Source organism: Paenibacillus solisilvae (assembly GCF_042656405.1).
Classification (GTDB): domain Bacteria; phylum Bacillota; class Bacilli; order Paenibacillales; family Paenibacillaceae; genus Paenibacillus_Z; species Paenibacillus_Z solisilvae.
This window is the reverse complement of record NZ_JBHSOW010000032.1, coordinates 25083-39441: the sequence shown is the minus strand read 5'-3', so window position 1 is coordinate 39441 and position 14359 is coordinate 25083. Positions and strand designations below refer to the sequence as shown.

Annotated in this window: 12 protein-coding genes; 10 read left to right on the top strand and 2 right to left on the bottom strand. The window is 53.6% G+C overall.

Annotated elements, in window-relative coordinates; translation table 11 throughout:
- The first annotated feature begins 200 nt into the window (after positions 1-200).
- From ACFPYJ_RS09085 to ACFPYJ_RS09050, 8 genes are all read left to right on the top strand, one after another.
- Positions 201-2423 (top strand): helix-turn-helix domain-containing protein, encoded by a 2223-nt coding sequence (locus tag ACFPYJ_RS09085; RefSeq protein ID WP_379187787.1) that lies wholly within the window; start codon positions 201-203, stop codon positions 2421-2423.
- Between the two features lie 230 nt (positions 2424-2653).
- Positions 2654-4210 carry an extracellular solute-binding protein gene (locus tag ACFPYJ_RS09080; protein WP_379187945.1) on the top strand — a complete coding sequence of 519 codons (1557 nt, stop codon included), beginning with the start codon at positions 2654-2656 and terminating at the stop codon, positions 4208-4210.
- Between the two features lie 42 nt (positions 4211-4252).
- Positions 4253-5158 carry an ABC transporter permease gene (locus tag ACFPYJ_RS09075; RefSeq protein WP_379187786.1) on the top strand — a complete coding sequence of 302 codons (906 nt, stop codon included), beginning with the start codon at positions 4253-4255 and terminating at the stop codon, positions 5156-5158.
- 24 nt (positions 5159-5182) lie between these two features.
- Positions 5183-6049: a carbohydrate ABC transporter permease gene (locus tag ACFPYJ_RS09070; protein ID WP_379187944.1), complete on the top strand. Its 867-nt coding sequence runs from the start codon at positions 5183-5185 to the stop codon at positions 6047-6049.
- A 9-nt stretch (positions 6050-6058) separates the two neighbouring features.
- Positions 6059-7015 (top strand): sugar phosphate isomerase/epimerase family protein, encoded by a 957-nt coding sequence (locus ACFPYJ_RS09065; RefSeq protein ID WP_379187785.1) that lies wholly within the window; start codon positions 6059-6061, stop codon positions 7013-7015.
- A 9-nt stretch (positions 7016-7024) separates the two neighbouring features.
- On the top strand, positions 7025-7699 hold the full coding sequence (locus ACFPYJ_RS09060) for a hypothetical protein (protein ID WP_379187784.1): 675 nt from the start codon (positions 7025-7027) through the stop codon (positions 7697-7699).
- The gene (locus ACFPYJ_RS09055; protein WP_379187783.1) at positions 7699-8778 is read left to right on the top strand and encodes a Gfo/Idh/MocA family protein; all 1080 of its coding nucleotides are present in this window, start codon (positions 7699-7701) and stop codon (positions 8776-8778) included. Before ACFPYJ_RS09060 ends, ACFPYJ_RS09055 begins: the two co-directional genes overlap by 1 nt.
- Positions 8779-8806: 28 nt before the next feature.
- Positions 8807-9811 carry a Gfo/Idh/MocA family protein gene (locus tag ACFPYJ_RS09050; RefSeq protein ID WP_379187942.1) on the top strand — a complete coding sequence of 335 codons (1005 nt, stop codon included), beginning with the start codon at positions 8807-8809 and terminating at the stop codon, positions 9809-9811.
- Positions 9812-9940: 129 nt separating this feature from the next.
- On the opposite strand, the gene ACFPYJ_RS09045 is transcribed toward ACFPYJ_RS09050, so the two are convergent.
- Both ACFPYJ_RS09045 and ACFPYJ_RS09040 read right to left on the bottom strand, forming a co-directional pair.
- A complete protein-coding gene (locus ACFPYJ_RS09045; RefSeq protein WP_379187782.1) occupies positions 9941-11167 on the bottom strand; it encodes an RtcB family protein in 1227 nt (408 codons plus the stop codon).
- Between the two features lie 66 nt (positions 11168-11233).
- Positions 11234-12016 carry a nucleotidyltransferase domain-containing protein gene (locus ACFPYJ_RS09040; protein ID WP_379187781.1) on the bottom strand — a complete coding sequence of 261 codons (783 nt, stop codon included), beginning with the start codon at positions 12014-12016 and terminating at the stop codon, positions 11234-11236.
- 162 nt (positions 12017-12178) lie between these two features.
- Here ACFPYJ_RS09040 and ACFPYJ_RS09035 point away from each other — a divergent pair, with 162 nt between their 5' ends.
- On the top strand, positions 12179-13507 hold the full coding sequence (locus ACFPYJ_RS09035) for a helix-turn-helix transcriptional regulator (protein WP_379187780.1): 1329 nt from the start codon (positions 12179-12181) through the stop codon (positions 13505-13507).
- Positions 13494-14303: a WYL domain-containing protein gene (locus tag ACFPYJ_RS09030; RefSeq protein ID WP_379187779.1), complete on the top strand. Its 810-nt coding sequence runs from the start codon at positions 13494-13496 to the stop codon at positions 14301-14303. The genes ACFPYJ_RS09035 and ACFPYJ_RS09030 overlap by 14 nt, the downstream gene beginning before the upstream one ends.
- The last annotated feature ends 56 nt before the right edge of the window (positions 14304-14359 follow it).

Here is a 14359-nt window from a genome sequence, read left to right as displayed (position 1 = left end):
ACCGGTTCTTCGTTACCCGCGAAAAGAGCTGCTTCGAATTTTTCGAAGCGGCTCTTTTTTCTCATTACGGGTGAATTTCAGAGCTGACAACACTGCGATAACACAGCGGAAGTATGATGGGGATAGCCGGCTTTATTTTCCGAAGATGATCATCAGATCCGCAGCCGGTAAAAAAGGTCAATTGGAAGGCAGAGATTGATATGAAAAACAAAAAATGGTATAAGCGGCTCCTCCTGTCCCATTTCTCGATTTTGTTCATATCCGGAGCTGTCATTATCGCGATCGTTTTTGCCGTTACCTATAACAATGTGAGCAAGGAAACCGAAAAAACCAACCGTACGTATGCGGATCATGTCGTAGACGGCATGACGGCTTCGCTAAAAAATATCGAGCTGATGCTGGCCAATCTGATCGTCAACAACGAGGCGATCAACGATTATTTTAACGGCAGCGCCTATGAACCGAAACTGATCAACTATAAAGCGTCCAGTGAAATTGCCAAGATCCGCAGCAATCCGCTGGTCCACTCGATCTACTTCTATCGGAAGAAGGACCAGCTTGTACTGACAGGAGGCTATGCCCAGAAGCTTGCCGACTTTACGGACAAACAATTTGTACAGAATCTGAAAAATAATCCGCAGAGCGTCCATTGGTCGCCAATCCGCAAATATTCCGAGTTTCCGTTGATCGATCCGCCCGAGAGAATTATTTCGATCACCAAGAACTCCCTCGGCAATGAGGGCATCATCGTGCTGAACGTAAAGACTGACCTGCTGCTGTCCATGGCAAGCAAACTCAGAAGCGGTAAACGCATCTTCATGGACATCACCGACGAACAGGGCAGCCCGATTTATTCGACGAGTCCATCCACACCCAAGGCGAAGCCCATACAATATTTGAAATCGGATTACATCGGCTGGAACTTTGCGAGCGGCACGGTCAGCGCCAATCTGATCGGCCTGGCTGCTCTGCGCTCCTTGATGCCCTTGTCGGTCATTCTCCTGACGCTGATTGTCATTATCGCTTATATCATGTACGTCACCCGAAGGAACTACAAACCGATCGAAAACATCGTGCGCCGGGTTTCATCCTATCAGCAAGCATCCAAAGCTGCGGAAAGCGACGAATTCTCGATTATCGAGCATGCATTCGATACAATGCTGACCCGTATGGATCTGATTGACCGGCAGGATGCCGAGAACATGCTTGTGAGGCGCAAGCAGTTTTTCTACGAGCTGCAGGATGACGAGAAGGTCGTGCCGATGAAGGAATGGCAGGAGTACGCCCGTATGTTCGGGCTGCCGGAGGGCCGCTGTGAGCTGTTTATCGCCATCTTGGAAATCGACAAGTATGTCCCCATGCTGCGGCTTGACCGGCAGGAGCTGCTCGCCTCCAAGAAGCAGTTGGACGGGGCGGCTCGGCAGTGGCGGCATTCCGGCGCATCGGTCGTCTGCTCGGAATGGATATCCGGCGACCGAATGGCTCTGTTGGTTCAGATCCAATCGGATCTGGACGTCGAAGCGCATACGGTTAATGGAATGATGAACAGGCTGAGGAAGTGGGCAGCGGGCGAGCTGGTCTTCTCGGTTACGATCGGGATCGGCGCGGCTTCGGGCGATTTGCCTGGCATAAAAACCTCCTTCCATGAGGCGCTGGCTGCGCTGCAGTATAAAATGACGGCCGGGAACAACCGGATCATTGTCTATCAGGAAATCAAAGACAGGGAGAATCGGGTCGATTCGCTCTATTTCAAATGGCTGGAGGATATGATTCATCATTTCAGAATTCCAGCGCCGGCTTGGAGGAACGATTTTGCCCGGATCTTCGATCACCTGGAGGAGCGGGTGCTGAAGAATGAGGAGATGCAGCTTCTCCTGAACTATTTGATGCACCGTTTCGCCCGTGAAATGGAGGAAATATCACCGGAAATCAATGCCTATTGGCAGCATGTCACCTTTTCCCGGATGATTGTGGCGCTCAAGGAGACGGGGTCGATGACGGAAATCCGCTTGCTGTACGAGTCGCTGATCGGCGAGCTGTACGACAAATACGTCACGATCCTTGAATCCGCCAGCACCAGCCATATGATCTATGAATTGAAGAAGTATATTGAGGACAATTATGCGAATTCCGACTTGTCCCTGAATCATATCAGCGACCGGTTCAACATAAACGGAAAATATGCCAGCCAGCTGTTTAAGGAAGAGTTCGGCGTCAAGTTTGTCGATTTTCTGATCGGGCTGCGCGTCAGGCAGGCGCAAAAGCTGCTGCGTGAAACGGATCTGTCGATCAATGAAATCTCCCGGCAGGTGGGCTACGAGCACACCATCTCCTTCGGCAGAATTTTCAAGAAAATGGTTGGCGTGTCGCCCGGCGACTACCGCAAGCATTTGTTCCCGGGCAGAACCCAAGAGGGAACGTGAGGATCCCGAAGAAGCCGGAAACGGCGCAGTGTTCAGCGGCTTTTCGACCTTTTGTATGATCGCTGAATTTGGTTTGCTCCATACGTAAATTCAGAGCAGATGCTGAAATCTGCTCTTTTGTATATCCGGCGGAAACGTGTAAATTGCCCCGCTTTTTGAGAAGCGCTATAACTTGAGTTGCAGTTCAAAAAATATCAGCGAGGTGTTTTATGAGAAGGAAAGCGTTGAGTATGATACTGGCGGCCTTACTGCTGGCGGGATGCTCGCAGGGCGGGAATGAGGCAGGCAGCTCCGCAGCTTCGACGGGTGGCACTGCGGCGAAGACGGAGCAGGTTACCCTGAAGGTTGGTATTTTCGACAGAGGCAATTCGCCGGCAGGGGTTACGGTTACCGACAATTACTGGACCGATCATGTTCAGAAGAATTTCGGCGACCCGAACAACATTAAAGTAGAATTCGTACCGATCCCGCGCACCGACGCCACCGACAAAGTCAATGTCATGATGTCCAGCGGAGATGCCCCGGATATCGTATTTGCCAACACGAATGTTCTTACCTCCTACGGCTACGCCAAGGATGGAGGGCTGCTGGCGCTGGATGAGCTCATCGATCAGTATGGCCCGAATTTGAAGAAGTATCTGGCTCCCACGCTTGAACGCGGCAAGGTGGACGGCGTTCAATATTCGATTCCCGGACGGCGCGTCAATACGGGCAAATATGAGAATCTGATCCGCCTGGACTGGCTGGACAAGTTGGGTCTGCCGATGCCGCAAACGACGGACGAGGTCTACCAGGCCTTGAAGGCATTCAAGGAGAAGGATCCCGGACAGACGGGCGGCAAGGTCATTCCGCTTGGTTTCTCGCTGACGCCGGCATCCATCGAACCCATCGTGTGGTCTTTCATTCATGACGGCCTTACGGATGAGCAGCGGTACACCCTGTCGGAGAGTATGGGCTACCCGCTTCTGCTCCCGGGTCACAAAGATGCGGTTCAGTTTCTGAACAAATTATATAACGAGGGTCTCATGAGCCCGGACTTCGCTCTGGACAAGGATGAAAAGCAGGTCTTCCAGGATGTCATGACGGGAAAAGTCGGCATGTACAGCGACAATCTGGGCAACAGCTACAACGCAACCCCGGGCATTGCCAAGGTGCTGACCCAGAACGTCTCCGGCGCCAAGCTTGTTCCCGTTGATCCGTATACGAACAATGCCGGTAAGCATCTCAAACCGGAGTATGATCCGACAGGCTTCTATCTGATGGTTCCGGCTTCGAGCAAGCGAGGTGCGGAAGCGATCAAATATCTGGACTGGATGGCGCAGCCGGAGGTTCTGTTTACGCTGATGAACGGCGTCGAAGGAGAGGACTATAAGCTCGCGGACGGTGTTCCGATCCGCATCGAGTCCGATGCGACAAGCAAGCGGATGTACAATTCCGGCGATATTACGATGATTACACAAGGGGCGGATTTCGGCAGTAACGAGAAGAATTGGGCAGCTGCAGCCGCGTCAGTGCCCGAGGAATTCCAGCAATATGTAAAGGATGCCTACAAGATGTCGCTGACCGATACGATCCGTTATGCGAACTTTACGACACCGATCGAAGCCGAGAACAAATATATCCCTACGCTGCAGGACAAATATGAAGAAATCATCGTCAAGAGTGTCATGGCAAAGCCGGAAGCCTTCAGCAAAACGTATGACGATCTGCTAAAGGATTATATGGCAAGCGGCGGCGACGCCATTGTGAAGGAACGCACGGAAGCCTATCAAGCCATGAAGAAATAACAGCTGGAGCGTTCAAAGACAAAAGCATGGGAGTGAGCAAGCTTGAACAACAAAGGACTTTATTTCTACCGTAACTGGCAGCTATATGCCCTGCTGATCCTGCCGCTCTCCTATTTCCTGATCTTCAAGTACGGTCCGATGTACGGCATTCTAATCGCCTTTCAAGACTACAATCTGTTCAAAGGCGTTTCCGGCAGTCCCTGGGTCGGGCTGGACGTGTTCCGGGAAGTGTTCGGGATGAGCGGCTTCTATGATGCGCTGAGAAATACTTTCATGCTCAACATACTGGACCTGCTCGTATCCTTTCCCGCTCCGATCGTGCTTGCGCTGCTGCTCAACGAGCTGAGCGGGAATCGGTTCAAGAAGCTCGCACAAACGGCATTGTATCTGCCCCATTTTCTATCCTGGGTCATTATCGGAGGTATCATGTATCAGGTGTTCGCGACGAATACGGGCATCATCAATCTGCTGCTCGGCCATCTCGGCATCGATCCGATTCCGTTCCTGACGGACAAGTATAACTGGCTCATCACGTATCTGACTGTCGGAGTCTGGCAGAGCGCGGGCTGGGGGACGATTATCTATCTGGCCGCCATCACCGGCGTTAATACCGAACTGTACGAAGCTGCCGCCGTCGATGGGGCTGGCCGGATGCGCAGGATGTGGTCGGTGACGCTTCCGGGCATTCAGCCGACAATCATCGTCCTGCTCATTCTCAAGATCGGGGAAATCGTCCAGATCGGCTTTGACCGGCCGTATGTGATCGGCAATGTGAGCGTCCGCGATTTCTCGGAAGTGATCAGCACCTTTGTATACAAAACAGGGATACAGACGTCGCAATTCTCCCTTGCGACCGCCGTCGGTCTGTTTCAGGCTGCGGTCGGCATTGTGCTGCTGCTGGGAGCAAACTATATCGCCAAAAAAATAACCGAAAACGGAGTACTCTAACCGATGACTGAGAACAGTCGACAGATGGCTGCACGAAGAGGCAATCCCTTCGAGTTCATCAACGTGATCCTGATCGTTGTGCTGGTGATCCTGTGCCTCGCCCCCCTATTTCATATCGCTTCTGTATCGCTCAGCTCGAACAGAGCTATTCTGTCGGGTGAGGTGACCGTGTTTCCGCGGGGCATCAATGTGGAAGCGTACCGTAAAGTGTTTCAGGACAATACGATGCTCCGGTCATTGCTGCTGACACTGGCGATGACGGCAAGCTATACCTGTCTGGCCATGCTGATGACGATCGCAGCCGCTTATCCGCTGTCGAAGCGCCTCCGGGGCAGGAAAATTTTCATGCTGCTGATTTTGTTCACGATGTTTTTCAGCGGCGGCGCGATTCCCGATTATTTGCTGATCAGGGGTCTGCATCTGACGAATAATATCGGCTCGTTAATACTGCCGACCATGATGAATCCGTTCTTCCTGATCATTCTCATTTCGTTCATCCGATCGCTACCCGGCAGCTTGTCGGAGGCCGCCGAGATGGACGGAAGCAGCCATTTTCGAACGCTTTGGCAAATTATTTTGCCGCTGTCTATGCCGGCGCTTGCCACGCTTAGTCTCTTCTATGCCGTTGGACGCTGGAACGGCTTTATGGATGCGCTTATGTATATTACCAAGCCCGAGCTGTACCCGATTCAGCTCAAGCTGTATCAGATCATCGTGAACAGTATGACCAATGATCCGCTGTCGGTTCAGGGCGACCAGCTTGTCTCGATTATGCCGGAGAGCATCAAGGCGGCGAGCATTATGTTCGCAACGGTGCCGATTCTGATCGTATATCCGTGGCTGCAGAAATATTTTATCTCGGGCGTTATGCTGGGATCGGTGAAGGAGTAGAGGATAAAGATGAACAAGGGCAAGGACAAGGGCGAATATTCCTTCTCTACCTGCTGGAACATCAAGAAGCACCGGGACGGACGGGCCATGATCGAAGAGATCATGGGCCTCGGGTTTGGCAGCGTAGAGCTGAATTACAATGTAACGCGCGAGCATCTGGACACGATCGAGCCGATGATTGACAGCGGCGAAGTCCGCGTATCCAGTGTGCATCATGCGTTTCCGTTTATCGGCGACACGGACTTCGACACGGATTCCGTCATGCTTGGCTACGAGGATGAGGCGCGGCGCGGGCGGGCTGTGGAACTGTTGAAGCAGTCCATCGAATATGCCGACCGTTACGGAGCGGGGGCGGTAGTTGTCCATCCCGGCGAAGTTCCGTTTACGGACAACATCGATTCGCAGCTGAAGCAGATTTATCGCGTCAAGGGCAGGGAATCGAAGGAATACCTCGCGCTGTGGCGGGAGATGTCTGAGCGGCGGGAGAGGTTGAGCCCGCAGTTCCTGGAGCGCATCCGGCATAGCCTGGAGGAGGTTTCCGAATTTGTCGCCAGAAAAGGCTACCGCGTTGCCATCGGCATTGAGACGCGCGCCCGCTGCTATCAGATCCCGACTTTGCAGGAAGCAGGTTCGCTCATTAAGAGCCTGAAGGGCAGTCCGGTCGGGCTCTGGTACGACATCGGACACGCCATGATGATGGACCGGATGGGCCTGTACGATAATTTGCGCGACCTGCGGGAGGTCAGCCCTTATATCGTCGGCGTGCACATTCACGAGACGATCGGACTGTCGGATCACTGGTGCCCGTATGTTCACAGCCAGGACGATGTTTATTTCGACCATTTCCTCGGCGTCATCAGGCAAGCGCCGATCAAGGTGTATGAATTGAAAGCACAGTGCCTGCCTGAGGACATCGAACGAAGCCACACCCTTATCACCCAAAAAACAGCTCTCCTGGAAGGATGAACGATTGCGATGAATCACGAATGGATTTCCAAATATGCTCCTTATATTTATTTTGACAACAACGAGCCTTTCTTCCCTGTCCGCGTAGGCGTTACCGTGCTGGAGGAGGCGGGACCCTCTCCTTCGACGCGCAGAAGTTTCGAATTTGAGGACCCCCGGGTTAAATATCTAATCGAATATGCCATCTATTGGGATTACGATATTCAGCATCTCTACGAGCTGGAGCATGTATGGGTCTATGTCGGGCATGACGGCGAGGTTGTGGACTGCGACGCCAGCTTTCACGGCAGACATTTCAAAGGGCTGCTCAGGGACCGCAGCAATTTGGTGGATGGCACCCATGTCAAGCTGTACTCCCAGCCCGGCAAGCACGCCTTTCTGCCTCAGGCCGACATGTTCTACCTGCTGCCCGACCTGATGACCTGCACGGACGAAAATGCCGGAAGGCGCGGACTGCTTATAACCGGTCCGTTCGATGGCGTCTATTCGACTGATGACGAGACGAACCGGCTGGTGGAGCTATATTTGAAGACGCTCCGGTTCAAGCCCTCTATGGAATTTACGGAGTATCGCATCGATCCTTCATTGTACGTCACCTGGCCGGAGCTGCATGCGGAAGTGCCGCTTCGCATTAAAGACAGACTGGCGGAGATCAGACAGCAGCTTGGAGGTGTCAATCGATAATGGAGAAAGTTAAGGTAGGCGTGATCGGCTGCGGGTCGATCGCTTCCGGCAAGCACTTGCCCTCACTCAGTAAGCTGGAACAGGTAGAGCTGTGCGCGTTCAGCGATATTGTGCCCGAACGGGCCCGGCAGGCTGCGGATAAATTCGGCGCTCTTGGAGCGAAGGTATACGTTGACTACCGGGAGCTCCTGCAGGATTCTTCCATCGATGTCATTCATGTTTGCACCCCCAATGACGCCCATGCCGAGGTGTCAATTGCGGCGCTGGAGGCGGGTAAGCACGTCATGTGCGAGAAGCCGATGGCGAAGACTGCAGCAGATGCCCGCCGCATGGTGGAAGCGGCCCGGCGTACTGGAAGGAAGCTGACGATCGGCTATAACAATCGCTTCCGTCCGGACAGCCTGTTCATGAAGAAAATGTGCGAGAACGGCGAACTGGGCGATATTTATTTTGCCAAGGCTCATGCCCTGCGCAGGCGCGGCGTACCGACCTGGGGCGTGTTTCTGGACAAGGACAAGCAGGGCGGAGGGCCGCTTATCGACATCGGTACGCATGCGCTTGATCTGACGCTGTGGCTGATGAACAATTATGAGCCGCGCGTCGTGCTGGGCTCGGCCCATCACAAGCTGTCGCAGCGGAAGCAAGCTGCCAATGCCGCCGGCCCTTGGGATCCCGAGAAATTCACGGTGGAGGACTCGGCGTTCGGGATGATCGTGATGAAGAATGGCGCGACGTTGATGCTGGAATCGAGCTGGGCGCTCAATATGCTCGATACGCGGGAAGCCATTTATACGTTGTGCGGCACCGAGGGCGGCGCGGATGTGAAGGAGACGCTGCGGATTAATGGAGAGAAGTACGGACGGCTGTACGAGAGCGACATCCAATTCAACATCAAGGGCGCGGATTTCTTCGAGGGCCGTAAGGAAAGCATGCACGACAAAGAAATCCGTCTTTGGATCGAAGCTGTCATCCATGATACGGAGCCGTTGACCACACCGGAGCAGGCCTGCGTCGTGTCCGAAATTATTGAGGCGATTTATGAATCGAACCGCACCGGAGAAGCTGTCTATTTTGACTGAAACGGACGAACGGGAGGGTTACCAAGCCATGATCAACACCGCGATATTGAGCTTTTGGCATGTCCATGCCAAGGATTATGCACTGCAGGCGGAGCAGCACCCGGATGTGGCTATCACAGCTCTATGGGATGAGAATCCGGTGCGGGGCCGTATGCAGGCGCAAACGCGTCAAGTTCCCTTTTACGATAATCTGGCGGAGCTGCTGGCTGAGCCGGGCATCGATGCGGTAATTGTATCCGCGCCAACCACGATGCACCGCGACATCATGGTGGCGGCGGCAAATGCAGGCAAGCATATTTTCACAGAAAAGGTGCTCGCCCCTACAATCCGCGAGTGCAACGAAATTGTGGCGGCCGCTCGGGCCGCCAGGGTCATACTCACGGTGTCCCTGCCCAGGCTAAATACTCCTTTCGCCCAGGCTGCGCAGGAGATTATCGGCAAGGGACTGCTCGGCAAGCTGACGCAGGCTCGCATGAGACTGGCGCATAAGGGTGCGCTTTCGGAGAGCGGGCTGCCGGCATATTTCTACAGCCTGGAGCAGTGCGCGGGCGGAGCGATGATCGACCTCGGATGCCATCCGATGTATTTGACGCGACTGCTGCTCGGCATGCCGGAGAGCGTCAGCGCAAGCTATGGCTATGTTACCGGCCGGGAAGTGGAGGACAATGCGGCAGCTGTGCTCCGTTATCCTGACGGTGCGCTGGGTATTGTCGAAGCGGGATTTGTGAACCCGTTCTCGCCGTTCACGCTTGAAGTGCATGGAACTGAGGGCAGCCTGCATTATTCGGCTCACAGCCGCAAGGTCATCGTCGCAAGCTCAGCGAATGGCGCCGATCCTGTTATGGAATGGCCGCTTCCTGCAGCGCTGCCCACGACGTTCGAGCAGTGGGTGACGCATATCCAGAGCGGCTTTCGGGTCAACCAGAGCGCTCAGAATATTGATCTGGCGCTCGATTTGACCCGGCTGATGGAGGCTTCCAATCTGTCAGCGCGCTCTGGCGGGGCAGTCAAGCTGATCGATCTGAAAGAATAGCGGTTATTTTGCAGCTGTTCCATAGAATTCGAAGAAGACCGCCGGAGCGCAATGTGCTCAGGCGGTCTTCTTGTTGTTGGCGGGAATGTATTTCGCAGTGGAAGCAGCTGCGGACAACAACCTCCTCCCCTAATCCTTGTACGGATCAAACTCATCCGCCCCTGCCATGCAGACGCCGATCGGCCTGAGCACATGCATCACCTCGATCGTCTCCGCATGCGCGTTCAGCACATCCTGCAGCTTCCGGTAGACGAATGGACTTTCGTCGGTTCCGGCTCCGCGGAGCTCGACGCCATAAGCGCGGATAGCGCTTTGCATTTGTGCCGCCGTGATTTGGCCGCCGCTGCGTTCACGCGTTTTCCAGTTCATTCTGCCCGCCGCTTGCGTTCGGCTCATGATTCTGCCCGCTCCATGAACGGTGCTGTAGAAGGAATCGCGGTTCTCCTCGGAATCCTTCCCCTTCACAATAACGGAGATATCTCCCATACTGCCGCCGATGAAGCCCCATTGACCTGGCGCTGATGGCGTAGCTCCTTTACGCACAACGATTCTATCTCTCCCGTCATGCTTCTCTTTCCAAGCAAAATTATGGTGGTTATGCACCTCGAAATCCGCTTTCGCTCCGAGTATATCCAGCACCTGATCCATCACGTAATCCCGGCCTGCGTAAGCGTAACGCCCTGCAATACGCATCGCTCGGTAATACATATCTCCAAGCTCGCTGTCGATGTCCAGCAGTACGGGCGGCTGATCCATTTTCTCGCCTGGAGCATTGCCGAGAAATGCCCGGCTCGCGGCCAGATTCAGAAACCCGCTTGCCGTCTTATGACCGAAGCCCCTGCTGCCAAAATGATTCGCAATCCACATCCGGCCCGTAACCGCTTCTTCAAATAAATCCACAAAATGATTCCCGCTTCCCACTGTTCCAAGCTGATCCCGGGCCAGCGTCTTCAGCTTGTCATGCTCTTGTTTGCCGATGGTTCGATAGACCGCCCAGTCTGGATCATCGAATAGGTCATGATCCACCTTCGTCTCATTTACGCGGCCCACGCCGAAAGAAATTTTTCGAGCGATTTGTTCCATAATTCGGGCAATATGAGGCTTTATCTCATCGGCCCGCAGATTCGTCCGTACTGCTTTGTTCCCGCAGCCAATGTCGTAGCCAACGCCGGAGGGCGAGAGCTGACCGTCGTAGACGACCACCCCGCCGATCGGCTGGCTGTAGCCTTTGTGATGATCAGCCATTAATAAAGTCTGCACGACATTGCCGGTTTCTGCGCATGTTATCGCTTGGGACATCGCGCCTTCGTCGGGTGTTCCCCAGACGCGTACACCTTCTATCGTTTGGTAAGCCATTTGATATGCACCTGCTTTAATAGGATTTGAACCAGCTATTCCGTCGTTCTCCGCCGAAAGCCGCTGCTACCAAACCTCCTGCAGCGCAGTTCGGAACAGCGCATCAAGCTGCTGATCCCGATCCTCCCCGGAGGCAGGCATCGCCCGAGCAATCTGTTCATAAGAAGCGATTTGTTCTTCCAGAAAATCATTAATTAGCGTTATTCTAGGCTCATCATCCAACTCATCGCCAGCCTTCTTGCGGATCAGCAGCTGCTCGAGGGCTGCCCTCAACTCACTACCCGCCGGCACAAGCGCTTCGACCAGCGTTTCGAATGCGATCGGCGGCATCGTACCGCTGCGTTCGATCCATTGGCAGGCTAGAACGGGGCGCAGCACATAAAAGTACTTTTTGATTTTCACCTGATCGCCCTGCAGGTACATCCTGTAATTCCCCTTCGCCATGTGGAGGTAATGATACATGCAGGATCTTGGCGAGAAGGTAAGCGGCGATAACCGGCGAATTTCTTCCGTTACCCTGTATGGCTCCATATAAACAATCGGCGACTGCAGCCACTCCAGCAGCGGCGGATTGGATTTGCGAAACAGGTTCAAGGCTTTTCGAATATCCCAGCCGTTTATATCCAGCATGCCGCTGATCGGCCGTTCGATGACATCCCGCTTCTCGAAGATAGACAGGTACCAGTCGGCCTGGCGGACATAAATGAATCGCACATCATAATCGCTGTCCTTGGATGGAAACCCCCACGCCCGGCTGCCGGATTCGCATGCGTAGATGATCTTGATTTGTTCTTCCTGTTCGATTTGGCGCAGCTGTTCAATGATTTGCTCCGGTGTATATGATTTCATGGGACCCTGCTCCTTCATGTCCTGCTTCTTGGTTTATTGTCGCTTATTTCTTCTTCCACGAACATGGCGTAAGTATGACGACTCATGAGAAACTTTCCCATATTCGCCCGCTGTTTCCCCTGTTACAATGGAAGGAACCGCTTCAACTTTCGGAGGATTCACATGGCAAAAGAAAGCTTTGATAAAGAAATTCAGTTTCTGCGGATGCTCGTGCTGACCAGCGGAGCCTATAACCGTCAGCAGTTTGCGGACCGGCTCGGTATTTCGGTGCATACCTTTGACAAGACCATCCGCAAGCTCAAGGAAATCGTAAACAGCATGTACCAGCAGCTGCCCGAGGAGCAGGGAAAGGAATTCGCCGAGGCGATCCGCTTCAACTACTACGACTCTGCCGATCCGATGCTGTTGTTTCTGTTTCGTGCAAAATCGCTCAAGGAATCCGAGAGCCAGCGTTTCTCGCTGCTGCTGGCTGCTCTGCATAAGGAACCGCTAACGGCTATGGAGCTTCTGGATGTCTGCTGCAATGCCCCTGCAGCGGCCGATTCCACTCTCTTCCCGGATGAGAAAACGATCCGTTCGGATCTTAAGTACCTGGAGGAAGTCGGCGTTATCAAACGTGTGCCTGGACCTCGCCCTTACCGCTATCGTATTCAGAATGATCTCGTACAGGCGTTATCCGCCGGTGAACTGCTGGACTTGTACGACTTCGTGGATGTGATGTCCAACACGCAGGTTCCGTCCGTCCAAGGCTATCTGCTCCGCGACGGGCTGAAGAAGAGCATCGTTCGCAGCTATGAGCCGGAGATCAGCAGGCAAGCCGTAGAGCCTTTTATCTACAAGTATCATTATTATTCCCGTATTTTGGACGAGGCACATCTCTTCAGCCTGCTGGCTGCGATTCGTCATCGCCGCAGAGTCAGCTTTCTTTATTTTTCACCGAAGACCGGTAAAAGCTACGGCTCCAAGAATACGAATCCGCTCTTCGAGCGCGAATCGGAAGGCAGCGCGCACAAGACGCTTCCTCTTAAGGTTGTCTATGATCACCAATATGGCAGATGGTACCTGCTGTCGCACAGCCGCGAAGGCATAAGGAAGTATCGGCTGGAAGGCATCACCCAGATGGAAGAAGCGGATGAGCCGGTTACGGAGGAATTCTTCTTGGAACGGCTGCACACGCTGGAAGGGAAAATTCGGTACAGCTGGCTGATTGATACGGGAGCCCCCGTCACCGTTCGTGTACGGTTTTTCAATCCAGGCGGGTCAGGGCCGAACTTCGTAAGAGAACGTGTCCTTCTGCAGGGGCAGTGGGGTTCTATCGTGGAAGAAGAGGAAGAGTCCTTTATCTATGAAATTCTCGTCAACGGCATAACGGAGATCCGGCCTTGGCTGCGCAGCTTCGGATCGAGCTGTGAGATTATCGGGCCCCGCCAGCTTCGAGAGGAAATGATCGGAGAATGGAAGGAGATTGCAGCTTACTATGAATCTATTTGAGAAAATCTTCAGCTATCAGGTCATTTCGCGCCTCGAGGATTCCGGCACCTTCATGGTCACCTCCCACGAGAGGTCATGGCTCAAGACGATGCTTCAGCACTCCTCTGCCCGTGATGCTTTCTCGGATGACACGCTGCTGAAGCTGCAGACGATTCTGCAGGAGGATCAGGCGATGGAGATGAAAGCGCATTTGGAAGAGAAAGCCCGAAGCTCAGAGAAGCAGGTTTATCATCCGCTGCTGCGCTCCCTGCGCAGCATGATTTTAGCCAGAAACAGCATGCAGATTTCCTATGGCATCAAGGGCGGACAGGTTCATCAGGGGCAGCTTGGCATCCCTTATAAACTGGAGTATTCCATGGTGAAACGCGAGTGGTACCTGCTGTGGTTCCATCTGCGCAACCGCAGCTTAATGAGCACCAAGCTGGCCAGAATCCTATCCGTCTTCCCCTCTCACATAGAGCTGCAGCCCGGTCAGTATGAGCTTGCATTAGCCGCAATCGATCAGATGCGCATGAAACGCAAAGCAACAGCCGTTGTCGAGGTTTTACCGGCTTACAATAAGGAGCTGTCGCGGATTCTCTACGCTTTCTCCTGCTTGGAGAAAGAAGTGGAGTACGATGCCCAGAGGCAAACATACTCCATCCGATTGTTCTTTCTGAGCGACGAGAGCGAGTTTCTGCTGTCCAAAATCCGTTTCTTGGGAAAAAGGGTACGCGTAATTGAAGGCAGCTACTTGAAGAGGCGAATGCTTGAGGCCTCCATAAAAGCGCTGGCGAGATATGAACAATCACCCTAGCAGGGAGGAGGATGCATGATTTAGCTGAACAGCCGCAGGCAGCGATCAAGAGGCTG